This is a genomic window from Pseudoduganella sp. R-32, assembly GCF_049913245.1.
Taxonomy (GTDB): domain Bacteria; phylum Pseudomonadota; class Gammaproteobacteria; order Burkholderiales; family Burkholderiaceae_D; genus Rugamonas.
The window spans coordinates 592,051-614,471 of the sequence record NZ_CP183987.1; the positions used below are offsets into that span (position 1 = coordinate 592,051).

General features: G+C 68.2%; 15 protein-coding genes. 8 read left to right on the forward strand and 7 right to left on the reverse strand.

The features are described 5' to 3' along the window. Positions 1-2: 2 nt before the first annotated feature. The 7 genes from ACN9MU_RS02810 to ACN9MU_RS02840 all read right to left on the reverse strand — a co-directional run bounded on the left by ACN9MU_RS02810 (position 3) and on the right by ACN9MU_RS02840 (position 8,885). Positions 3-2,432: a hypothetical protein gene (locus ACN9MU_RS02810; protein ID WP_426344120.1), complete on the reverse strand. Its 2,430-nt coding sequence runs from the start codon at positions 2,430-2,432 to the stop codon at positions 3-5. Further along, entirely contained in the window at positions 2,429-3,202 is a 774-nt protein-coding gene (locus tag ACN9MU_RS02815) for a tetratricopeptide repeat protein (protein ID WP_426167265.1), read from the reverse strand. The genes ACN9MU_RS02810 and ACN9MU_RS02815 overlap by 4 nt, the downstream gene beginning before the upstream one ends. Beyond that, on the reverse strand, positions 3,199-4,503 hold the full coding sequence (locus ACN9MU_RS02820) for a glycosyltransferase (protein ID WP_426344121.1): 1,305 nt from the start codon (positions 4,501-4,503) through the stop codon (positions 3,199-3,201). The genes ACN9MU_RS02815 and ACN9MU_RS02820 overlap by 4 nt, the downstream gene beginning before the upstream one ends. Next, positions 4,485-5,369 (reverse strand): hydrolase 1, exosortase A system-associated, encoded by an 885-nt coding sequence (locus tag ACN9MU_RS02825; protein ID WP_426320366.1) that lies wholly within the window; start codon positions 5,367-5,369, stop codon positions 4,485-4,487. The genes ACN9MU_RS02820 and ACN9MU_RS02825 overlap by 19 nt, the downstream gene beginning before the upstream one ends. Beyond that, a complete protein-coding gene (locus tag ACN9MU_RS02830; protein ID WP_426320368.1) occupies positions 5,362-6,201 on the reverse strand; it encodes a hydrolase 2, exosortase A system-associated in 840 nt (279 codons plus the stop codon). Before ACN9MU_RS02830 ends, ACN9MU_RS02825 begins: the two co-directional genes overlap by 8 nt. Continuing rightward, complete coding sequence (locus ACN9MU_RS02835; protein WP_426167273.1) at positions 6,201-6,449, reverse strand: acyl carrier protein; 249 nt, start codon at positions 6,447-6,449, stop codon at positions 6,201-6,203. The genes ACN9MU_RS02830 and ACN9MU_RS02835 overlap by 1 nt, the downstream gene beginning before the upstream one ends. A gap of 138 nt (positions 6,450-6,587) precedes the next feature. After that, positions 6,588-8,885: a GNAT family N-acetyltransferase gene (locus tag ACN9MU_RS02840; protein WP_426167275.1), complete on the reverse strand. Its 2,298-nt coding sequence runs from the start codon at positions 8,883-8,885 to the stop codon at positions 6,588-6,590. A gap of 166 nt (positions 8,886-9,051) precedes the next feature. Here ACN9MU_RS02840 and ACN9MU_RS02845 point away from each other — a divergent pair, with 166 nt between their 5' ends. From ACN9MU_RS02845 to ACN9MU_RS02880, 8 genes are all read left to right on the forward strand, one after another. Beyond that, positions 9,052-10,635: an acyl-CoA ligase (AMP-forming), exosortase A system-associated gene (locus tag ACN9MU_RS02845; RefSeq protein ID WP_426344122.1), complete on the forward strand. Its 1,584-nt coding sequence runs from the start codon at positions 9,052-9,054 to the stop codon at positions 10,633-10,635. Next, on the forward strand, positions 10,632-11,879 hold the full coding sequence (locus ACN9MU_RS02850; protein ID WP_426344123.1) for a pyridoxal-dependent decarboxylase, exosortase A system-associated: 1,248 nt from the start codon (positions 10,632-10,634) through the stop codon (positions 11,877-11,879). Before ACN9MU_RS02845 ends, ACN9MU_RS02850 begins: the two co-directional genes overlap by 4 nt. 15 nt (positions 11,880-11,894) lie before the next feature. Beyond that, entirely contained in the window at positions 11,895-13,733 is a 1,839-nt protein-coding gene (locus ACN9MU_RS02855) for an asparagine synthetase B family protein (RefSeq protein ID WP_426167281.1), read from the forward strand. 25 nt (positions 13,734-13,758) lie between these two features. Beyond that, a complete protein-coding gene (prsT, locus tag ACN9MU_RS02860) occupies positions 13,759-16,515 on the forward strand; it encodes an XrtA/PEP-CTERM system TPR-repeat protein PrsT (protein ID WP_426167283.1) in 2,757 nt (918 codons plus the stop codon). Positions 16,516-16,853: 338 nt separating this feature from the next. Beyond that, complete coding sequence (locus tag ACN9MU_RS02865; RefSeq protein WP_426320377.1) at positions 16,854-17,615, forward strand: N-acyl amino acid synthase FeeM domain-containing protein; 762 nt, start codon at positions 16,854-16,856, stop codon at positions 17,613-17,615. Between the two features lie 73 nt (positions 17,616-17,688). After that, positions 17,689-20,478 carry an XrtA/PEP-CTERM system TPR-repeat protein PrsT gene (gene prsT / locus ACN9MU_RS02870; RefSeq protein WP_426344124.1) on the forward strand — a complete coding sequence of 930 codons (2,790 nt, stop codon included), beginning with the start codon at positions 17,689-17,691 and terminating at the stop codon, positions 20,476-20,478. A 5-nt stretch (positions 20,479-20,483) separates the two neighbouring features. Beyond that, complete coding sequence (locus ACN9MU_RS02875; RefSeq protein ID WP_426320381.1) at positions 20,484-21,356, forward strand: ThiF family adenylyltransferase; 873 nt, start codon at positions 20,484-20,486, stop codon at positions 21,354-21,356. Continuing rightward, a complete protein-coding gene (locus ACN9MU_RS02880) occupies positions 21,353-22,408 on the forward strand; it encodes a molybdopterin biosynthesis protein MoeY (protein ID WP_426344125.1) in 1,056 nt (351 codons plus the stop codon). The genes ACN9MU_RS02875 and ACN9MU_RS02880 overlap by 4 nt, the downstream gene beginning before the upstream one ends. The last annotated feature ends 13 nt before the right edge of the window (positions 22,409-22,421 follow it).

The following is a 22,421-nucleotide window of genomic DNA, read 5'->3' on the forward strand; positions in this document are numbered from 1 at the left end:
ACTCAGCCAGGGACGGCGTCGGCGCCCTCGTCTTCGGCTTCGGCGCGCTGGCGGCGCACCTTGATGCGCTTGCGCGCCGGCTTCAGGCTGCCCGCCAGGGCCACCAGCAGGAACACGATGGTCAGGCGCGGCACGTCGGTGATGGAATCGAACAGCCCCACCATCATGCAGCCGGTCAGCGCGGCCAAGCTGACCGCGGCATAGCTGTCGCCGGCCAGGCCGCGCGCCATCATCCGTCCGCCCAGTGCCAGCAAGAGGAAGGCGGTGGCCAGCGCGCCCACCCAGCCCAGCTCGAACAGCTGGTTGACCGCGAAATTCTTCACGTGCCAGGGCATGTGGTTGCGGTCGCTGCTGAAGAACCAGAAATCGTTGCCGCCGCTGAAGCTGCCATTACGGATCAGTTCGCGGTCGGTGCCGGCTTCCACCAGGCTCACATTGTCGACTTCCAGCGGCGCCTTGTGCGAATGGTTGTACAGCTCGAGCACCAGCGGCGCGCCCCAGCTGCTGCGTGCGCCGCGCACCGGCAGTTCGCCTTCCACGCTTTGCCAGCCATCGACCAGGGACATGGCCTGGAATTTCACCACGCTGCAATCCTGCGGATAGATCAGCCAGCGCTGGCACACCATCGCCACCGGCAGCGCGTCGGCACTCTTGCGCCGGATGTCCAGCCGCAGGCGGTAATGCTGGCCCGGCTGGACATCGACGTGCTGCAGCATGCGCAGCACCTCGCCCCAGCCGCGCGCATACTGGGCTGCGCCCAGCAGCAGGAAGCGGTTGCCCGCTTCTTCGGCATAGCTGAACGTGCCCGGCACTTCGCCTTGCGTGTTGTGCCACATGTAGGCAGTCGGGAAGCGGCCCAGGCCCTGGCCGAACGCGGTCGTCATGGCCGTGTCGTCCATCATGCCCAGCGCATCGCTCCAGTGCGCCACGCGCACGCCCAGGTCGTTGCCCACGGTGGCAAAGCGGCTGCCGGTGTAATAGCTGCTGGAAATCGGTATCAGGGCCGCAAACACGATGGCGCTGAAGAAGCCCACGGTCAGGGTGCCGCGGTTGAGCTGCCATGGCCGTTGCGGCAGCAGGCGGCCGGCGCCCATGGCCAGGGCCAGCACGATGGCCAGGGCGATGCCGGGCAGGGCTTCGTTGCCGCCATAATGGCGCGCCACCAGGGCCGCCGCCAGCGCCTGCGCCGGCAGGGCGGCCGCCAGCAGCAGCACGCCCCAGGGGCGTTGCGGCGCCGGCCCGGCGGCCAGCAGGGCCGCCCCGCCGCCGGCGCACAGCAGGGCGATGGCGTATGCCAGGTAGGGCCCCTTGGCCAGCGGACTGGCCGAGCCGAGCATGCCGATCAGCCCCACCAGCAAGAGCAGCACCAGGCCCAGGCCGGCTGCCGCCGGCGGCTTGGGCAGGCGCGGCGCGGCGCCTCCCAGCAGCAGGGCGGTGGCCAGCAAGCCCAGCGCAGCGCCCAGGCCGCGGTAGCCGCCGTGGACAAACACCTGGCCCAGTACCCAATAGCTGAGCACCAGCAGCATCAAGGCGGCTGCCATGTTGCGCAGGGACAGGGTGCCGCCGCGCAAATGATGGGCCGAGCCCAGCCCCACGATGACGGCGCCGGCCGCGGCATACGCCAGGTAAATATCGCGCGAGAAGGTGGTCAGCCCGGCAAACAGCCCCAGGCCCAGCGCCGCCAGCCCCAGCGCCAGGCGGCGCGGCGGCGGGTGGTTGACCAGCCAGAGCGTGACGAAGGGGAAGGCCATCGCCAGGTAGGCATCGAGCGCCGCGCCGCCGGTATGCATGGCGGAAAACGGCGCCGTGGGGCGGTAGTCGCTGGAAAAATTGAACAGGCCGGGGAAGGCCATGCGCTCCCAGACCACGGCCAGGCTGCAGGCCACCAGGCCCAGGATCATGCCAGGCACCAGCAGGCGCTGCAGGTTGCTGCCCTGCTCGCCGGCGGTTGCGCGCAGCAGCGGCAGCAAGAGCAGCGGCCACAGCACGCCTTTCAGCACCCGCAAGCCATTATAGGGACTGGTGTAGTTGGCGAAGGCATTGGCATCGAGCGGCGCCAGCGGCATCACGCCGCGCCAGGCCGCCACCAGGTAGCACAGCGCGAACAGGCCCAGCGCGAAGCGCGCCAGGCCGGGCAGCTTGGTGGGCGCGGGCGCGCGTCCCACGGCCCAATAGCCGGCGGCACAGGTGGCCAGCAGCAGCAAGTCCAGTTCTTCCAGGAAGAACCAGCCGGTCCAGGGGGCAAAGTCCAGCACTGGCAGCAGGGCCGGCACGGCCAGCAGCCAGGCTTGCGGACGCCACAGCAGCAGCGCCATGTAGCCGCTGAGCAGCATGGCCAGCGGCAGGCGCGGCGCCGGATACACGCTGGCAGCTGCCATCAGCAGCAGCAGGGCGGCGAACGCCGCGCCGCGCCGCGCCAGCAGCCGCATCATGGCTTGACGGGCGCTGGCGCAGTGGCTGCCGAGGCCGGGGCGGCGGCGGCGCCGGCGGGTTCGCCGGCGCTGTTGCCGGCCTTGTCCTCGCCCTTGGCTTCCGGCTTGCTTTCCCCTTCAGGCGCTACCTCGGCCTTTTCTTCGGGCGGCGCTGGCGGCGGTTCCACCCATTTGCCGGCCTTGACCAGGGTCTGCTTCAGTGCCGGCAGTGGGAACTGCAGGGCGTAAGCCTTCTGGGCATAAGGCAGGGCCTGCTCGAACTTCTTCTGCTTGGCATAGATCAGGCCGATGTTGTAGTTGATGGCCGGGTCTTCCGGCGACAGCTCGAGTGCCTTTTGCAGCATTTCCATCGCCTGGCCCTGGCGCTCCTTGGCATAGGCAAAGCGCGCATACATCAGCCAGGCGTTGCTGTCGTCGGGGAAGAAGCGTACCGCACGCTCGAAATAGCATTCGATCGGCAGCTTGGCGCCCTCGATGATGCCGCTGCGGTTGCGCGGCGCCAGGCGCAAGGCGGTGTTCAGCGCCCGCGGATGGTTGGGGATGTGCAGCAGCGTGTATTCGAGGTCGGCGCCGAGCACGCTCGATTCGCCGCGGATGCCCTGCTCGATATCGTCGGTAAAGTGGCGCGCATGCACCAGCTTGATAAAGTAATCCGGCACGGTGCGGAAGTCGTGCTGGCCATTGGTGGCTTCGCCGCAGACCATGCGGGCGCTGCCGGGTACGGCAATGGCGTACAGGATGGCGGCCAGCGCCAGGAAACGGGTTTTCATACTTCCTCCGTGGAGCCGGCCGGGGCCGGCAGGGCCTGCGATTGGGGCAGCACGCTGTCGAGCATGCGTGCCAGTTCAACGGTGCGCGCCTGGCGCGATGCCGCGGCCACGGCGGCCGGCGCCGGCAGGGGCGCCTGGCCGGCGCGTGCCAGCTGCAGGAAGTGTAGCAGGCCGCGCTTGATGCCTTCGCTGTCGTCCAGCGGGGCGATGGTATCGACCCCGGCCGCGCGCAAGGTGGCGGCGGTATCGCCGACGGCATCGGTCAGGGCCAGGATCGGACGGCCGGCGCGCAGGTATTCATACAGCTTGGCCGGGATCTGGTGGTTGCAATTGCTGGCCTGCAGCACCAGCAAGCCGTCGGCCGCCAGCATTTCCGCCAGCGCCGCCTGGTAGGGCACGTGCGGCGCCAGGCTGACCAGGTCGCTGATCCCGTGCTCGGCCAGCAGGGCGCTGACGTAGTCGTCGTGGGCGGTGGCGCGCAGCACGATGTGCAGCTGGCTGGCATCGATGGCGCCGGCCGCCTTCAGTTCGGACAGGGCGCGCACCAGCGGCACCGGGTCGCGTTCCGAGGGGTAGATGATGCCGCTGTGCACCAGGGTGAAGGGCTGGCCGGCCGGGCGCGCGTGGCCGGCAGCCTGGGCGCCGGCGCTGCGGAAGTTTTCCTCGTCGTAGCCGTTCTCCAGCATGGTGAAGCGGCTGCGCGGCAGTTCCGGATAGCGCGTGGTATAGGTCACCACCGCGCTCGGTGTATTGCAGACCACCAGCGCCGCGTTGTGCACCGCCTTGCGTTCGATCCAGCGCCAGATGGCGCGCACGCGTGCGTCGCGCGGGTAGTTGGTGTCGGTCATCGGGTCGCGGAAATCGACCACCCACGGCAGGCGGGTCAGCTTGTGGAGCACCAGGCCGATCAGGATGGCGCTGGCGATCGGGTGGGTGCTCCACAGCACTTGCGGACGGTATTGCCGCACCAGCGACAGCCCGGCCGGAATGGCGCCCAGGCACCAGCCGACAAAGCGGTCGGGCCAGGCCGTAAAGCCCAGGTAGCGGCCGCGCCAGGCCAGGTGGCGCCCGGAATCGAGGGCGAAGGCGCGCTTGACCACCACTTGCGGCGGGATCTCCGCCAGCTGGTCCGGGCCCTGGTTGACGTAGGCGCGCGGGTGCGCCGACAGCACCAGCGGCTGCCAGCCCAGGGCCGGCAGGTATTGGGCGAACTTGAGCGTGCGCTGGATGCCGCTGCTGCCGCGCAGCGGCGGGAAGTGGAACGCCACCATCAGCACGCGCTTTACCACGCCTGCACCCATTGCGCAGTCCAGTCGGCCACCTGGTCGCGCCAGGCGCGGGTGGAGAAGGTGTGGTCGGCGCCGGCCAGCGTATGCTGCTGCACGGCGGGGCCCGCCAGCAATTGCTGCCAGCGGCGCGAAGCCTTGGTCATGTCGAGGAACTCCTGCGCCGTCAGGTCGGCGCCACTGAAAATGAACAGGACGCGGCCGCGGAAGCGCTGCATGGCCTCCAGCAGGCGCGCCGGCAAGTCGGCACTGAGCGGCGGCGCGCTGCCGTCGCGCGGGATGGCCGGCGCCGCCTGCGCGGGGGCGGCGGCCGGCGCCGGCTGGCGTGCCGCGCCCAGCATCCCGAGCAGGGAGCGCAAGGCGGCTCCGGCGGCAAAGCGGCCGCTGGCCACCTTGCGCCACAAGGCCGGATCGCACAGGCGCTGCCAGTAATAATGCTTGAGGGTGCTGCGCGCCAGGCCGGCGGCCGTGCGGGCCCAGGGATTGAGCAGCACCAGGCCGCGCACGCGCGCGTCGCGATGGCCGTAGAACAGGGCGGCAGCGGCGCCGTCGCACAAGCCCCACAGCACCACTTCGCGCAGGCCGGGCACGGCAGCCTGGAAAGCGTCGATGGCGGCAGCGACATCGGCATCGACCTGCTCGAAGCCGCGCGCGGCGCCGTCGCTGTCGCCCATGCCGCGATAATCGAAGCGCAAGACCGGGATGCCGCGCGCGGCCAGCTGGCGCGCCAGCAGGGTGAACTGGCGGTGGCTGCCGGCGCGGTACTGCGGCCCGCCGACAATCACCAGCACGCCGCGCGTGGCCGGGCCGGGCGCCGGGCTGAGGATGCCGACCAGGGTGTCGCCGCCGCAGGCAAAGCTGAGGGCCTGGTCGTCACGCATGGCAAGCCTCGTCCAGCAGCGCGCAGGTGGCAGCCAGCAGGGCCGGCGCTTCGGCGATCTCCTGGGTGGCCCAGAACTGGGGGCCGGGTGCCAGGCGGGTGGCGGCAACGACGCCGGCCTCCTGCCAGGCCTTCAGCACGCGTGCCGCCGCCGGCGGCAGCGGGCGGCCCGCGTCCGCGACCACTTCGCACCAGTGCACCGGGCAGGGCGGCGGCAGGCGGCTGGCATCCAGGCCGTCGAAGCCCAGGGCCAGCGCCGGCGCCAGCGTATAGCCGGCAATTTCCAGCGCTTCGCCGCGCGCCAGGGCGGCGCGCAAGGCGGCCGTGCCGCCTTCGCCAGCCTGCTCGCCCAGCATCCGGGCGGCGACTTTCAGGCGCAGGAACTGGGTCAGGTGGGCGCTGCCCTGCAGCACCGGTTGCCACAGCAGCAGCGCCGAAGGCGGGACGGCGGCGCGGCTGGCATGGTCGAGCGCCAGCAGGGCGCCCAGGCGCAGGCCCCACAGGCCGGGCGGCTGCGCCAGCGCCGGCCCCAGGGTGGCCGCCAGCCATTGCAAGCCGGCAGCGACATCGGCCAGCCAGCTGTCCCAGCTGGCGTCGCCGAAATCGCCGGCGCTGTCGCCGCAACCGTGCAGGTCGAGCTGCAGCACGGCATACCCCTGGCGCGCCAGGGCAGCCGCCTGCAGCGCCGCCATGCGGCGCGCCTTGTTCATTTCTTCGCCCAGCGGCGGCAGGTACAGCCAGGCGCCGCGGCAGGGGGCTTGCGGGGCATGGTACAGCCCGAAGCGGGCCGCGCCGCCCTGGCCGAGGAACAGGGGCTGTACCGGCGCCGCCATTACGCCGTCAGCTTGTGCTGCACGAAGGCGGCCAGGCTGCCCAGGGTGGCAAAGGTGGCCGCGTCGATTTCATCATCGTCGATGCTGAAGCCGAACTGTTCTTCCAGGGCGCCGATCAGTTGTACCACGGCCATCGAATCGAGCTCGGGCAGGCTGCCCAGCAGGGCCGAGTGTTCGGTCAGGCTGCGTCCGGCGGGACCGAGGGCCAGCACATCGGTCAGGATGGTCTTTACTTCTTCCAAATACATGCGTTACTCCGTAGCAGCAATAAAAGTGACATGGTACATGGTCCGGGCAGCCGGCGGCCATCTGTCGCCACTTGCATATTGTGCATCATTGTTATCGATTATGGAACAGCGCCGCCCTGCCCTTGGCAGGTGGCCCGCTCAGCCCGGCGCCACGGCCAGTCCGCTGCCGTGGCCGGCGCGGCGCTGGCGCAACAGGCCGCGCACGGCAAGGTACAGGCGCAGCGCGGGCGCCAGCACATGGCGCCGGTTCAGCACTTCCAGCGTAAAGCAGGGATTTTCCTGCTCCATCCAGAGGCCCTTGTAGGGATCGGCGCCCAGCATGAAATCGATGCGCTCGACCTGGTCGTGCCGGTAGACGTATTCGATCAGGTGCCCGGTCAGCAGGCTGCCGGGCGAGAAGCGGTCGGCGTTGCAATCCTGGGCCAGCTTGAAGATATGGGCCACGCCCTCGTTGACCAGCCACAGCTGGCTGGCCACCACCTGCTGGTCCAGGTACAGCAGGCCCAGGCGCAGGTAGCCGCGCGCGGCGCTCCAGTGCATCAGCCAGTCAATGAAGGAGCGCGACGGCTCTCGCCCCTTCCAGCTATGGCTGTAGGTCGACCAGTAATGTTCCACCTGTTGCGCGGTGGGCGCGGTCACCACTTCGAAGCGGTGCGCTTCGCGGGCCAGCGCCTTGCCCTTGCGCTTGAGGGTGTTCAGCAGTTGCGAGGGGCGCTTGGCCCAGTAGCTGTCCAGGTCGGGCGCATAGGCCGAATAATTGGCCGACAGCGGCACGCGCTGCACGGCATGGCCCTGGGCGGCCAGGCCTTCGCTGGCCTGGTCGGCCTGCTGCAGGCTGGCCGGCGCCGCGCTCAGCTTGAGCCAGCCCTTGTCGAGCTGGTCCAGCGCCTGCAGCAGCAATTGCCAGCTCTGCTGCGGCGACAGCAGCGCGCGGTCGATGAACAGGCCGACGCAGGGCGAGTAGAAATTGCTCAGCAGGCGAACTTCCATGCTGCGCAGCAGGCCCGGCAGCCGTTCCACCGGCACCGCCAGGCAGGGCTGCTCGCCGCGCCAGGCAAACACCCAGCTGAAGCGGCGGCCGCTGTCCGGGTGGACTTCGCGCTCGAATTTCACCAGCGCTTCATACCAGTCCAGGGTGCAGAACAGCGGGTCTGGCTGGTGCGCGCGCAGCCATCCGGCCAGCTCGGGCGGCAAGGGCTGGTCCATCGGCAGCTCACGCACGCGCAGGGCGTTGCCGCGCTGTTCGCGCGCCTTGCCTTGCAGGCGCTGCAGGCGTGCCCGCAGGCGCCATGCCAGGCCGACCCGGCAGGCCTGCAGGAAGGGCCGCGGGTCGCTGGCGCGCCAGTAGGTGAAGGCCGGCCGCTTGCCGCCGTAGGGCCGCAGCGTGCGCTGGGCGCGCACGGCGCGCCAGTAGGACAGGGTGTCGTTCTCGGCGTCAAACCAGGTGACCGGGCCGCGCAGCGTGCCCGGCCGGGCACGCTGGCCGAGGGCAAGCTGGAATTCCTGGTAGACCTGGTTGAAGCCGGCCGCCACGCACAGCTCGAGCCAGAAGTCGGTGCGCCCGACCGTCGGCTCGATGACCCAGAAGCTGCCGTCCGGAGCGCGCTTGAGTTCAAGCGAGACCGGGCCCGACATGTCGAGGCCGGCGAAGAACTGGCGCGTCAGGGCCAGCACTTGCGGCTCGTCGACGCTTTCCGCCACCGTGGTCTGGCCGCGCGCCGGCGGGAAGGAGGCGATCTTGCGGCCGACCATTTCCTGCACCACTGCGCCGCGGTCGAGCACGAGGGCGCCGAAATACAGGCTCTGGTCGTCGCCGGCAATGTACTCCTGGGCCAGGATCGGCAAGTCGCCCTGGTATTGCTGCAGCAGGGCAAGCAGTTCGGGCAGGGCCTGCGCCAGCGCCGTCTTGAACGAGGACAGCGGGCGCGCCGGTTTCAGGATCACAGGGTAGCGGAAGCCGGCCACCGCGGCCTCGGCCTCCTCGACGCTGAGCAGGGTGGCCGAGCGCGGATAGTTCAAGCCCTGGCTGCGGGCCGCCTGCTCCAGTTCGTTCTTGCGCTGCAGCCGCAGCACATGCTGCGCGCAAGCGGCCCAGCTCAGCAGATAGTGCGGACGCAACTGTTCCAGGCCCTCGCCCATCTGGCGCACATGGGTATCGTTGCTGGGAAAGAGCACCACCTGGCGGTCTTGCGGCAGGCGCGCGCGCAGGCTGGCCAGGGTTGGCACCAGGTCGCTCATCTCGGCTTCGCTGCACAGGAATGTGTGCTCGATGGCATTGCTGCGTACGCCCGGCCGCCACGCATCCTTCTCCAGCGCGTACACTTCCACTCCCGCCTCGTGCAGGCCGCGCACCACGGACAAGCCGTGGCTGCACAGGCCGACCACCAGGGCGATTGCCGGCTTTTGCGGCGACGACGAGCTAACAGGATTTTTCACAACGCAGTTTGATTTTGCACAGAAAACCATATATTAAATGCAATACTCTTGCTTGTGCGAGGATTGTTGCAACAATCCTGCACCTGCCGCCGTTTGCAGGGTGATGTACGGCAAGGATCCTATATTTTTGCAATATAATTAATGCAATCCCTATTGACGAAGTAATATGAGCGACCTGATCCATCAATTTATTTTTGCTTCGGCGCAACGCACACCCCAGGCCGAAGCCCTGGTCTACGGTGAGCGCCGCCTCGACTATGCCGCCCTGGCAGCCGCCGTGCAGGGCGCTGCCGATGGCCTGCTGGCGCGCGGCCTGCAGCGCAGCGAACGGGTCGCCGTCTACCTGGAAAAGACTATCGAGAACGTGGCCGCCATGTTTGGCGCGGCCCGCGCCGGCGGCGTCTTCGTGCCGGTCAATCCCCTGCTCAAGCCGGAGCAGGTCGGCTACATCCTGGGCGACTGCAATGTGCGGGTGCTGGTCACCTCGGCCGACCGCCTGCGCCTGCTGGCCGACATCCTGCCCTCCTGCCCCGACCTGCATACGGTGATCGTGACCGGCAAGGCGCAAGAGCTGCCCAGCTTCCCGCAACTGCACGTGCTGCCCTGGGCCGCTGCCATGCAGGACGCGCCGCCGGCCGCCGCCCACCGCTGCATCGACACCGACATGGCCGCCATCCTGTACACCTCGGGCAGCACCGGCCGCCCGAAAGGCGTGGTGCTGTCGCACCGTAATATGGTGGCCGGCGCCGTCAGCGTCTCCACCTACCTGGAGAACACGCCGGCCGACCGCCTGCTGGCCGTGCTGCCGCTGTCCTTCGACTACGGCCTGTCGCAGCTGACCACGGCCTTCCGCGTCGGCGCCACGGCGGTGCTGATCAACCACCTGTTCGCCAAGGATGTGCTGAACGCCGTGGTGGCGGAGAAAATCACCGGCCTGGCCGCCGTGCCGCCGCTGTGGATCCAGCTGGCGCCGCTGGCCTGGCCGGCCGACTGCACGCTGCGCTACCTGACCAATTCCGGCGGCGCCATGCAGCGCGCCACCCTCGACGCCCTGCGCGCCGCCCTGCCCAATGCCCAGCCTTTCCTGATGTATGGCCTGACCGAGGCCTTCCGCTCGACCTACCTGCCGCCGTCCGAACTGGCGCGCCGCCCCGACTCGATGGGCAAGGCCATCCCGAACGCGGAAGTGATGGTGCTGCGCCCGGACGGCAGCGAATGCGCGCCCAATGAGCCGGGCGAACTGGTGCACCGCGGCGCCCTGGTGTCGCTGGGCTACTGGAACGACCCGGCCAAGACGGCCGAGCGCTTCAAGCCCTACGCCTCGCCGCAATACGGCTTGCCGCTGGTGGAGATGGCGGTGTGGTCGGGCGACATCGTGCGCCGCGACGAAGAAGGCTTCCTGTATTTCATCAGCCGCAACGATGAAATGATCAAGACTTCCGGCTACCGCGTCAGCCCGACCGAGGTGGAAGAGGTGGTGTATGCGCGCGACAAGGTCGGCGAGGCGGCGGCGCTGGGCGTCAAGCACCCGGGCCTGGGCCAGGCCATCGTGCTGCTGGCCTACCCGCGCGCCGGCGAGAGCTTCACCGAGGCCGAGCTGCTGGCCGCCATCAAGCCGCACCTGCCGGCCTATATGCATCCGCAGAAGGTGGTGGTGTCGGCCACGCCGCTGCCGCGCAATCCGAACGGCAAGATCGACCGCAAGCTGCTGTCGACCCAGTACGAGCATATCTTCGCGGAGGGCGCATGAGCATGGACACCCCGCGGGTGCGCCCGCAGCACGCCCCGCTGCTGCAGTTCGCCGTCGACAATGATTGCCTGCTGATCGGCGGCATCCCGCTGCCGCGCCTGGCGGCCCGCGTCGGCCAGACCCCGTTCTACGCCTATTCGCGCGCCGCCATGACGCAGCGCGTGGCCGAACTGCGCGCGGCCCTGCCGCACGACGTGCAGCTGCATTACGCCATGAAGGCCAACCCGATGCCGGCCGTGGTGCAGCACATGGCCACCCTGGTCGACGGCATCGACGTCGCTTCCGGCGGCGAGCTGCGGGTGGCGCTCGACACCGTGATGGCGCCGGCCAAGATCAGCTTTGCCGGCCCGGGCAAGGGCGAGGCCGAGCTGTCCTGCGCCATTGCCGCCGGCATCGTGCTGAACCTGGAATCGGAGGGCGAGATGGAGCGCGCCGCCGTGCTCGGCCAGCGCCTGGGCGTCGTGCCGAAAGTGAACGTGCGGGTGAACCCGGACTTCGAGCTGAAATCGTCCGGCATGAAGATGGGCGGCGGACCCAAGCAGTTCGGGGTCGACGCCGAGCGCGTGCCGGCCATGCTGGCGCGGATCGGCGCGCTGGGCCTGGATTTCCATGGCTTCCACATCTTCAGCGGCTCGCAGAACCTGAAGGCGGCCGCGCTGCAGGAGGCGCATGAAAAGACCTTTGCGCTGGCGCTGCGCCTGGCCGAGGCGGCGCCGCGCGCGCCGCGCATCCTGAACATCGGCGGCGGCTTCGGCATTCCCTATTTCCCGGGCGAAGAGCGGCTCGACCTGCCAGCGGTGGGCCGGAACCTGGCGCGCATCATGGATCAAGTGCGGCCGCGCCTGCAGGGCGCCGAAGTGGTGATCGAGCTGGGCCGCTACCTGGTGGGCGAAGCCGGCGCCTATGTCTGCCGCGTGGTCGACCGCAAGGAATCGCGCGGCCAGGTCTTCCTGGTGACCGATGGCGGCCTGCACCACCACCTGTCGGCCTCCGGCAATTTCGGCCAGGTGATCCGCAAGAATTATCCGGTGCTGATCGGCAACAGGGTGGCCGGCGGGCCGCGCGAGCTGGCCTCGGTGGTCGGCCCGCTGTGCACCCCGCTTGACTTGCTGGCCGACCAGATGGAACTGGGCCAGGCGCAGGCAGGCGACCTGGTGGTGGTATTGCAATCGGGCGCCTATGGCGCCACGGCCAGCCCGGCGGCTTTCCTGAGCCACCCGGCGGCGGTCGAAGTCTTCGTGTAAGCGGAAGGGAAGCGTATGAGCGGGATCTGTGGATGGATAGGGCTGGCCGCTGCGCCGGAATTGCTGCAGCAGATGGCGGCGCCGCTGCTGCGCTTCGACCAGGGCACGCTGCATGCCCGGTCCGGCCTGCGCAGCGGCGTGGCCGTGGCCGCGCTGGACGGCAGCGCCGACGTGTTCCAGCGCGACGGCCTGCTGGTGGCCCTGTGGGGCCAGCCGCGCCTGGTCGACCCGGGGCTGGCGGCCCAGGCTGCCGGCCAGGGCGTGGCTGCCACTGTCGCCACGCTGTGGGCGCAGGGCGCGCAGCGCACCTGCGCCCAGCTGCATGGCTGCTTCACCCTGGCCATCCTCGATGAACGCAGCGGCGAAGCCTTGCTGGCCACCGACCGCATGGGCATCCAGCCGCTGAGCTGGCAACTGGCCGGCGAAACCCTGGTCTTCGCCAGCTCGGCCGATGCGCTGGTGCGCCACCCGCTGACGCCCGGCGTGCTCGACCACCAGGGCTTGTACAACTACGTGTATTTCCACATGGTGCCTTCGCCCGGCACCGTCTACCAGGGCCAGCAGCGTTTGCTGCCCGGCCGCTACCTGCATTACCGGCAGGGCCGCGTCGAAGAGCACACCTACTGGCGCATGCAATTCGAGGAAGAGGGCAAGCGCACGTTCGGTGAGCTGCAGGAGGAATTCCTGGCAGTGCTGCGCCACAGCGTCAAGGACGCGGTGGGCGACCGCAAGGTCGGCGCCTTCCTGTCGGGCGGCACCGACAGCTCGACCATCGCCGGCTTGCTGACCCAGGTGGGTGGCGTGGCGGCCGATACCTACTCAATCGGTTTCGAAGCCCAGGGCTACGACGAGATGGAATACGCGCGCATCGCCTCGCGTCATTTCGGCACCCGGCACCATGAATACTATGTGACGCCGGACGACGTGGCGAACGCCATCCCGCAGGTGGCGGCCGTGTTCGACCAGCCCTTCGGCAACGCCTCGGCGGTGCCGGCTTTCTACTGCGCGCGCATGGCCAAGGCCGACGGCGTGCAGCGCATGTTCGGCGGCGATGGCGGCGACGAACTGTTCGGCGGCAACGAGCGCTATGCCAAGCAGCATGTGTTCGAGCTGTACGAGCGGGTGCCGCGCCTGGTGCGCAAGGCCCTGCTGGAACCGGCCGTGTTCAACTTCCCCGGCGGCGAGCGGGTGCGCCTGCTGCGCAAGGCGCGCAGCTATATCGAGCAAGCCTCGGTCGGCATGCCGGCGCGCCTGGAAACGTATAACCTGCTGGGCCGCTATGGCCCGCAGCAAGTGTTCACCGACGACTTCCTGGCCGCCGCCGACATCGGCAACCCGATTGCCACCCTGGAACGCAACTATGGCCGCAGCGAAGCGCGCTCCCTGATCAACCGCATGCTGGCGCTGGACTTGCAGATCACCCTGGCCGACAACGACTTGCCGAAAGTGATGAAGGCTTGCGAGCTGGCCGGCGTGGAAGCGGCCTTCCCCTTCCTGCACGACGCGGTTGTGGCTTTTTCGGCCGGCCTGACCCCGCAGCAGAAGCTGAACGGCACCCAGTTGCGCTGGTTCTTCAAGGAAGCATTGCGCGGTTTCTTGCCTGATGCCATCATCACCAAGCAGAAGCACGGTTTCGGCCTGCCGTTCGGCGTCTGGCTGCAGCAGCACCAGGCCTTGCAGCAGCTGGCCGCGGACAGCCTGAGCGACCTCAAGGCGCGCAAGGTGGTGCGCGGCGACTTCATCGAACAGCTGGTCGGCACCCACCTGAAAGAGCATGCCGGCTACCATGGCACCATGGTCTGGGTGCTGATGATGCTGGAGCAATGGTTCCGTGCCCACCGCAACGCATCATAACGAGATTACCAAACTGAGGGAGAACATGGCACATCGCGTAACCCGGCTGGCCGTCGCCGCCACCCTGGCCGCCAGCGCATTGCTGGCCGGCTGCAAATCGGACACCCCGGAAAGTCTGCTGGCCGACGCCAGGCAGCTGCAGCAGAAAGGCGACCGCAAGGGCGCCCAGATCCAGCTCAAGAATGCGCTGGCCAAGGACCCCAATAACGGCGAGGCGCGCTACCAGCTCGGCAAGCTGTCGCTGCAGATGGGCGACCCGGCCTCGGCGGAAAAGGAAGCGCGCCGCGCCCTCGAACTGAAATACCAGCCGGCCGAGAGCGAACTGCTGCTGGCCGAGGCGCTGCTGCGCCTGGGCGACTTGCAGAAGATGCTCGATGAAACGGAAAAGTTCCAGCAAAGCCCGGCCCTGCTGGCCTTGCGCGGCGAAGCCCTGATCGGCCTGCGCAAGCTCGACGAGGCGAAAAAGCAATTCCAGTCGGCCCTGGAAGCCGAGCCCAATAGTGCCGACGCGCTGACCGGCATGGCGCGCCTGGCGGCCATCGGCAACGACCTGGAGGGCGCGCGTGCGCTGACCGAGCAGGCCATTGCCAAGGATGGCGCCAACATCAATGCGCTGACCTTCAAGGGCGAGTTGCTGCGGGCCCAGTCCAAGCCGGAAGAAGCGCGCGCCGCGTTTGCCGAAGTGATCAAGCTGGACCCGACCAATAGCGGCGCCAACCTGGAACAGGCTTATCTCGACATCGTGGCCGGCAAGTTCGATTCCGCCCAGGCTGCCATCAACGCGGCCAAGAAGACGGCGCCGCGCAGCCTGAGCACCTTGTACACCCAGGCCCTGCTCGACTATTCGCGCGGCAATTACAAGGCGGCGCGCGACAACCTGCAGGCGCTGGCCAAGAGCGCGCCGAACCATCCGCCCAGCCTGCTGCTCTCGGGCGCGGTGGATTTCCAGCTGGGCAACCTGAAGCAGGGCGAAGCCAAGCTGCGCACCTATACGGAAATGGACCCGGGCAATGCCTTCGCCCGCAAGCTGCTGGCGGCGACCCTGCTGCGCGGCAGCAACCCGGCCGAAGCCCAGAAAGTGCTGGAGCCGGCCCTGAAGGGCCCGGTCAGCGATGTCAGCCTGCTGGAACTGGCGGCCCAGGCCCACCTGCTGCAGCGCGAACCGGCCAAGGCGGTCTCCCTGCTGGAACAGGCCGTCGAGCTGAACCCGAAACGCGCCGCCAGCTACATCGCGCTGGGCGGCGCCCGCGTGGCGCTGGGCGAGCGCGACAAGGGCATCGCCATGCTGAACAAGGCGCTCGAGCTGGAGCCCGGCTCCCTGCCGGCCGCCACGGCGCTGGCGCGCACCCAGCTTGCCATGGGCAACTACGACCAGGCCCTGGCCGTGCTGGCCAAGCAGGAAGCCGCGCACGGCAAGGAGCCGGAGTTGTACGTGCTGCGCGGCCACGTGCTGCTGGCCAAGCAGGACAAGGCAGGCGCCCGCGCTGCCTTCAGCAAGGCGGTGGAACTGGCGCCGGCCAGCTATGCCGCGGTGGTCACCCTGGCCCAGCTCGAGCTCATGGAGCAAAAGCCGGAGGCGGCGCGCCAGCACATGCTGAAGCTGCTGGACAAGGATAAGGACAATGTCGCTGCCATGACCGCCCTGGCCCAGATGGCCGAGCGCGCCAGGAAGCGCGACGAAGCGGCGCAGTGGCTGGAAAAAGCCGCCACGGTCGATCCCGATGCGCTGGTGCCGGCCGTGCGCCTGGGCGCCCATTATCTGCTGAACAGCCAGGGGGCCAAGGCCGCCGAGCATATGCGCAAGGTGCTGCTGGTGCACCCGGCCGCGCCGCTGGCGCTGGAAGTCATGGGCCGTGCCCAGCAGATGTCCGGCGACCTGGACGGCGCCTATGAAACCTATAGCAAGCTGGCTGGCGCAGCGCCCAGGGCGGCGCAGGCCCAGCTGTACCTGGCCAGCGTCCAGGTGCAGAAAAAGGATTTGCCGGGCGCCCAGGCCAGCGTGAAGAAGGCGCTCGGGCTGGACCCGGATTCGGTGCCGGGCCATATGATGCAGGCCGACCTGGCCGTGCTGCAGGGCAAGCCGGACGAGGCCCTGGCCATCGCGCGCAAGCTGCAAAAATCCCAGCCCAAGCTGCCCAGCGGCTTCCTGCTGGAGGGCGACCTGCAGCTGAGGGCCGGCAAGCCGGCGCTTGCCGTGGCGCCTTACCAGCAAGCGTACGCCTTGGCGGCGCGGCCGGAATTGCTGCTCAAGCTCACCTCGGCCCTGCGCGCCGCCAACCGCGCCGCCGACGCCGATGCCCAGGTGGCCGCCTGGCGCAAGACGCATCCGGACGAACCGTTCGGCCTCATGTATGCAGCCGAGCAAAACATCGCGGCCAAGCAATACAAGGCTGCCATCGGCCAACTGGAAACCGTGCTGGCCAAGCAGCCCGAGAACGTGCTGGCGCTGAACAACCTGGCCTGGTCCTACCAGCAGGACAAGGACAAGCGCGCCCTGGCCACGGCCGAGAAGGCGCAGCAGCTGGCCGGCGACAACCCGACCATCATGGATACCCTGGGCTGGATCCTGGCCGAGCAGAACCAGCTCGACCGCGCCCTGGCGATCCTGAAGAAGGCCAGTGAGCTGGCGCCGAAAGCTGCCGATATCCGCGGCCACTATGCGGCCACGCTGTGGAAAAAGGGCGACAAGGCTGGCGCGCGCAAGGAATTGCAGGCCGCCATGGCCGACGCCCGCTTCGCCCAGACCGACGAAGCACGTGACTTGCAAAAGCAATTTGAATAAGTAACAACTTCTGCACCCTGCAACCCGCATGCGCTTGGCCGCATGCGGGCACTCTTCCTCTCAGTCTATTGTGCAGTTGAAAACAATAGAGTCTTTTTCACAACATTTACTTCATGGGTATTGTGTGGCGGGCGCTAGCATGCCACCATGTGTGGAGTTAGTAATTTTTACATAACTCGCTTGCAATCCGCTACATTTTCGTCCCGGCATCAATCGTGCGCGCCTCCGCAAGTGTAATCAACTATATTTTGCCGTTGAGCACGGCGTCCGCGCCGCTCGCCGTGCTCATTGGCCGTGGCCAGCCGTAAGGCTTGCGAGTGCCAAAGGAGGATACAGCCATGAATGGAACTGCTGTCCCAGTGCTGGAAGCCGAGCCTGTCCGCAAGACTCCAGCCGATTCCCATGCGCGCGCCACGCTCGAGGACTTGCTTCCGGAAAATATGGAAGACCTGGTCACCGACGAAAAATCATTTGGTATTCGCATGATCGATACGGTTGAAGGCCGCAGCAAGGCCAGCCTGCTAATCAATAAAATGTACTCCTGGCGGGGCTATGCCGGGACCCACAAGCTGACTGACGATCCGAACCGGATCACGCTCACCGCCAGCGACAAGGGCGAAGTGGTGGGCACCCTGACCTTGGGGCTGGACTCGCCAATCGGCATCATGGCCGATGAAATTTTCAAGGAAGAGGTCGATTCGGTGCGCATGATTCCGGGTGCCCGTGTCTGTGAAATCACCAAGCTGGCGTTCGACAATGGCGGCAGCAAATCGCAGATGGCTTCGCTGTTCCACCTGTCGGTGATTTATGCGCGCGACCTGCACCACTGCACCCACATCTTCATTGAAATCAACCCGCGCCACCGCCGCTTCTACGAAGCCATGCTCGGCTTCAAGCGCCTGGGGGAACTGAAGACCAACCCGCGGGTCGACGCCCCGGCCTACCTGCTGGTGGTGGAACTGGACTACGTCAGCCAGCAGATCGAGAAATACGGCGGCCAGGGCGCCGACATGGCCATGTCGGCGCGCTCGTTCTACCCGCTGTTCTATTCGCCGCGCGAAGAACGCGGCATTATCCAGCGCCTGAAGAACATCCAATAGTCTATTGAGATTTGATAGTCGATTGACAATTATTGTGGTATTGTCAATATCCTGATCACATGCAGGGGTTTCCATGCCACGTCGCGAGAACCGGGGGGCGCAGCGCGCCCTCGCCATCTTCGGCAGCCTGATGCTGGCTGCCGGCCTGTCCGGCTGCCTCAAGTCCGAAACCAGCGCCACCCTGGTGGCGCAAGCCCAGCAGTTCTTGCAAAAGGGCGACAGCAGGGCAGCGCTGATCCAGCTCAAGAACGCCGCCGACAAGAGCCCGCAAGATGGCGAAATCCGGTTCCTGCTGGCGCGCGTCTACAACGACAACAGCGAAGCGGCCCTGGCCGAAAAGGAAGTGCGCAAGGCGCTCAGCCTCAAGGTCGAGCGGGCCCGGGCCTTGCCGCAACTGCTGCGTGCCCTGCTGGCGCAGGACAAGGCCAAGGAAGCGCTGGCCGAAAGCGAGGCCGATGCCGCCAGCGCCGGCCCGGCCCTGCTGGCCGTGCGCGGCGATGCCTGGCTGGCCCTGGGCGACGGCGCCAAGGCGCGCGAAGCCTATGCGCAAGCCCTGGCTGGCGAACCCGGCCAGGCCGATGCCCTGCTGGGCCAGGCGCGCCTGGCGCAACAGGCCGGCGATCGCGCCGCCGCCCTGGCGCTGGCCGAACAGGCGCTGCGCGCCCACCCGAAAGACTTGTCGGTGCTGCGCTACCAGGCGGCACTGCTGCGCCAGCTGGGCAGGAACGACGCGGCGCTGGCGGCGCTGGGCCAGGCGCTCAGCGTGCAGCCCGACCATCTGAATGCCCGCGTCGAGCGCACCGACCTCGAAATCGCCCTCAAGCAGTTCGACGCGGCCAAGGCCGATATCGCCGAACTGAACAAGCTGCGGCCCGATACCCTGCATGCGCTGTACCTGCAGGCTTTGCTCGACCATAACCAGGGCAGGTATACGGAAGCGCAGGGCAATCTGCTCAAGCTGCTGAAAGCGGCGCCCGGCCACCTGCGCACCATGCTGCTGGCCGGCGCCAATGAACTCAAGCTGGGCAATGCCACCGCGGCCCAGGGCTACCTGAACGCCTACCTGGAAAAGTACCCGGAAGACCTGTTCGCCCGCAAGCTGCTAGCCCAGTCCCTGCTCGGCACCCACCAGCCGGCCGAGGCGGCCGCAGCGCTGGCGCCGCTGTTGCGCAGCGGCGCCAGGGACCCGCAGTTGCTGGTGCTGGCCGGCGAATCGCACTTGCGCAACAAGGACTATGCCGCGGCCCAGCAGTATTTCGAACAGGCGGCGCAGGCATTGCCCAACGAAGCCACGCTGCACCTGTCGATCGGCCTGGCCCAGCTCGGCCAGCAGCAATATGCCAAGGCCGTCGAGCAGCTCGAGCGGGCCACCGAGCTCGACCCCAAATCGGAGCAGGCCGCGCTCTACCTGATCCACACTGAAATCAGCCTGCGCCGCTACGACAAGGCGCTGGCGGCGATCAAGGCTTACCAGGCCAGCCAGAAGGACAGCGCCATCGTGCGCAACCTGGAAGGCGGCATTTACCTGGCGCAAAAGAATGCGCCGGCCGCGCGCGCCGCCTTTGAACAAGCGGTGGCGCTGCAGCCCAAGCACCTGGCCGCCAACATGAACCTGGCCCAGCTCGACTTGCAGGACAAGCGGCCCGAAGCCGCCCGCCAGCGTTTCCAGACCGTGCTGCAGCACGACCCGCACAATGTCGGCGCCATGACGGCGCTGGCCGACATTTCCACCCAGCAGGGCAAGCAGGAAGAAGCGCTCGCCTGGCTGGAAAAAGCGGTGGCGGAAAAGCCCAAGGCCACCGAGCTGGGGACCCGCCTGGCCCACGCCTACCTGCAGGCCGGCCAGAACGCCAAGGCCACCACGCTGGCGCGCAAGCTGCAGGTGGAAGATCCGGCCAGCGCCTACCTGGCCGAATTGCTGGGCCAGGTGCAACTGGCCAACCAGGACGCCAGCGGCGCCCTGGAAAGCTTCGGCAAGATGGTGCAGCTGGAGCCGAAATCGGCGCGCGCCTGGTTCGGCATGGCCACCGCCCACCTGATGCTGAAAAATGCCACGGCCGCCAGCGGCGACTTGAAGAAAGTGCTGGCCATCGATCCGCAACACCGCCCGGCGCGCCTGGCGCTGGCTGAAATCGCGCAGCAGCAGAACCGCCCGGCCGAAGTGCTGGCCATCGCGCGCCAGATGCAGAAGGAGGCAGGGCAGCAGCCGGCCGGCTATGTGCTGGAGGGCGACCTGCTGGCGCGCCAGCAAAAATACAAGGAAGCCGTGGCCCTGTACGACAAGGCCTATGGGATTGAAAAGGATGGCCGTGTCATGCTGGCGCTGCACCGCACCCTGCTGGCGGCCGGCCTGCCGCGCGACGCCGACGCGCGCCTGGCGCAGCATCGCAAGGAGCAGCCGGGCGACCTGGCGGCCGCCATGTACGCCGCCGAACTGGCCCTGTCGCGCCAGCAGTATGCCGCCGCGGCTGCCGACCTGGAGCTGGTGCTCAAGGCCGCGCCGGACAGCCCGGTGGCCCTGAACAACCTGGCCTGGGCCTATAGCCAGCTGAAGGACCCGCGCGCCCTGGCCACGGCCGAGAAGGCGCTGAAGGCGGCGCCGGACAGCCCGGCCGTGCTCGACACTACCGGCTGGCTGATGGTCGGCAAGGGCGACACCGGCCGCGCGCTGCCGCTGCTGAAGCGGGCCAGCACGCTGCAACCGTCCAATGCCATGCTGCGCTACCACCTGGCGGTCGCGCTCAACCAGTCGGGCGACAAGAAGGCCGCCAGGGCCGAACTGGAAAAACTGGTGGCGGCCGGCACCCCGTTCCCCCACCTCGACGATGCGATCGCCCTGCTCAAGGGCTTGAACGGCAGCTAAGCGCGATGAGCGACGACTTCATCTACGGCAAGGCTTTCTCGCGCAACATCGGCTGGGTCACCGAAGCCGAGCAGGCCAGCCTGCGCGGCAAGCGCGTGGCCATTGCCGGCGCCGGCGGGGTGGGCGGGGTGCACCTGATGACCCTGGTGCGCCTGGGCGTGGGCGCCTTCCACATTGCCGACTTCGACAAGTTCGACCTGCCCAATTTCAACCGCCAGGTCGGCGCCATGCAGTCGACCCGCGGCTTGCCGAAGATCGAGGTGATGGCGCGCATGGCGCGCGACGTCAACCCCGAACTCGAGATCAGGATGTTCCCGGACGGGATCAATGCCGGCAACCTGGACGCCTTCTTCGAGGGCGTCGACATCTACATCGACAGCCTCGACTTCTTCGCCTTCGACATCCGCCAGCAGACCTTTGCCCTGTGCGCCCGGCGCGGCATCCCGGCCACCACGGTCGCGCCGCTGGGCATGGGCGCGGCGCTGCTGAACTTCCTGCCGGGCCGCATGACGTTCGAGGAGTATTTCGGCTGGGGCGACTTGCCGGAAGGCGACAAGGCGATCCGCTTCGTGGTCGGGCTGGCGCCGGCCGGCCTGCACCGGCCCTACCTGGTGGTGCCCTCGGCCGTCAATTTCGCCGAGCGGCGCGGGCCTTCGACCATCATGGCCTGCCAGCTGTGCGCCGGCATTGCCGCCACCGAGGCGCTGAAGATCCTGCTCGGGCGCGGCGACGTGCTGGCCGCGCCGCACGGCATGCAGTTCGATGCCTACCGCAACAAGCTGGTGCGCACCTGGCGCCCCGGCGGCAACAAGCATCCGATCCAGCGCCTGGCGATCATGATCGGCAAGCGCGCCTTTGCGAAAATGGCCCAATCATGACTACCATCGAACAGATCCTCGACCTGGCGCGCTGGGCGCCCAGCGGCGACAACACGCAGGTGTGGCGCTTCGAAATCGTGGCGCCGGACCATGTGGCGGTGCATTGCCACGACACGCGCGACCATGTGGTGTACGACCTGGACGGCCACCCCAGCCAGGTCGCGGTCGGCGCCATGCTGGAAACCATGGCGATTGCCGCCAGCGCCCACGGCCGGCGCGCCGATGCCGTGCGCCGCGCCGGCAGCCCGGACACCCATCCCGTATTCGACGTGCGCTTCACGCCCGATCCCGCCATCGCGCCCAGTGCCTTGCTGCCGGTGATCACCACGCGCAGCGTGCAGCGCCGCCCGCTCAGCACGCGGCCGCTGACGGCGCAGGAAAAGCAGGCGCTGGAAGCGGCGGTCGGCCCGGCGCACCAGGTGCAGTGGATCGAAGGCTTCGGCGGCCGCTGGGCGGCGGCGCGGCTGATGTTCAACAACGCCAAGCTGCGCCTGACCATGCCCGAGGCGTACGAGGTGCACCGCAGCATCATCGACTGGGGCAAGACGCACAGCCCGGACAAGGTGCCGGACCAGGCCCTCGGTGTCGACAACGGCACCCTGGCCCTGATGAAATGGGCCATGGTGAGCTGGGAACGGGTCAACACCATGAATACCCTGATGGGCACCTGGGCGCCGCGCCTGCAGATGGACTTGCTGCCCGGCATCGCCTGCGCCGCCCACTTCGTGATTCGCGCCAAGGCCGCGCCGGCCGGCATCGACGACTACGTGGCCGCCGGCCGCGCTACCCAGCGCTTCTGGCTGACGCTCACTGCGCTGGGCCTGCACATGCAGCCGGAAATGACGCCGCTGATCTTCGGCCGCTATGTGCGCAACGCCCTGCGCTTCACGCGCCTGGACAGGCTGCAGGAATCGGCGCGCCGGCTGTATGGCCAGCTCACCGGGGTGATCGGCGCGGCGCCGGAAACGGCCGTGTTCATGGGCCGGCTTGGCGCCGGCAAGGCGCCGAAGGCGCGCTCGCTGCGCAAGCCCCTGGCTGAATTGATGAAGTAAGCCGGTACCGCGC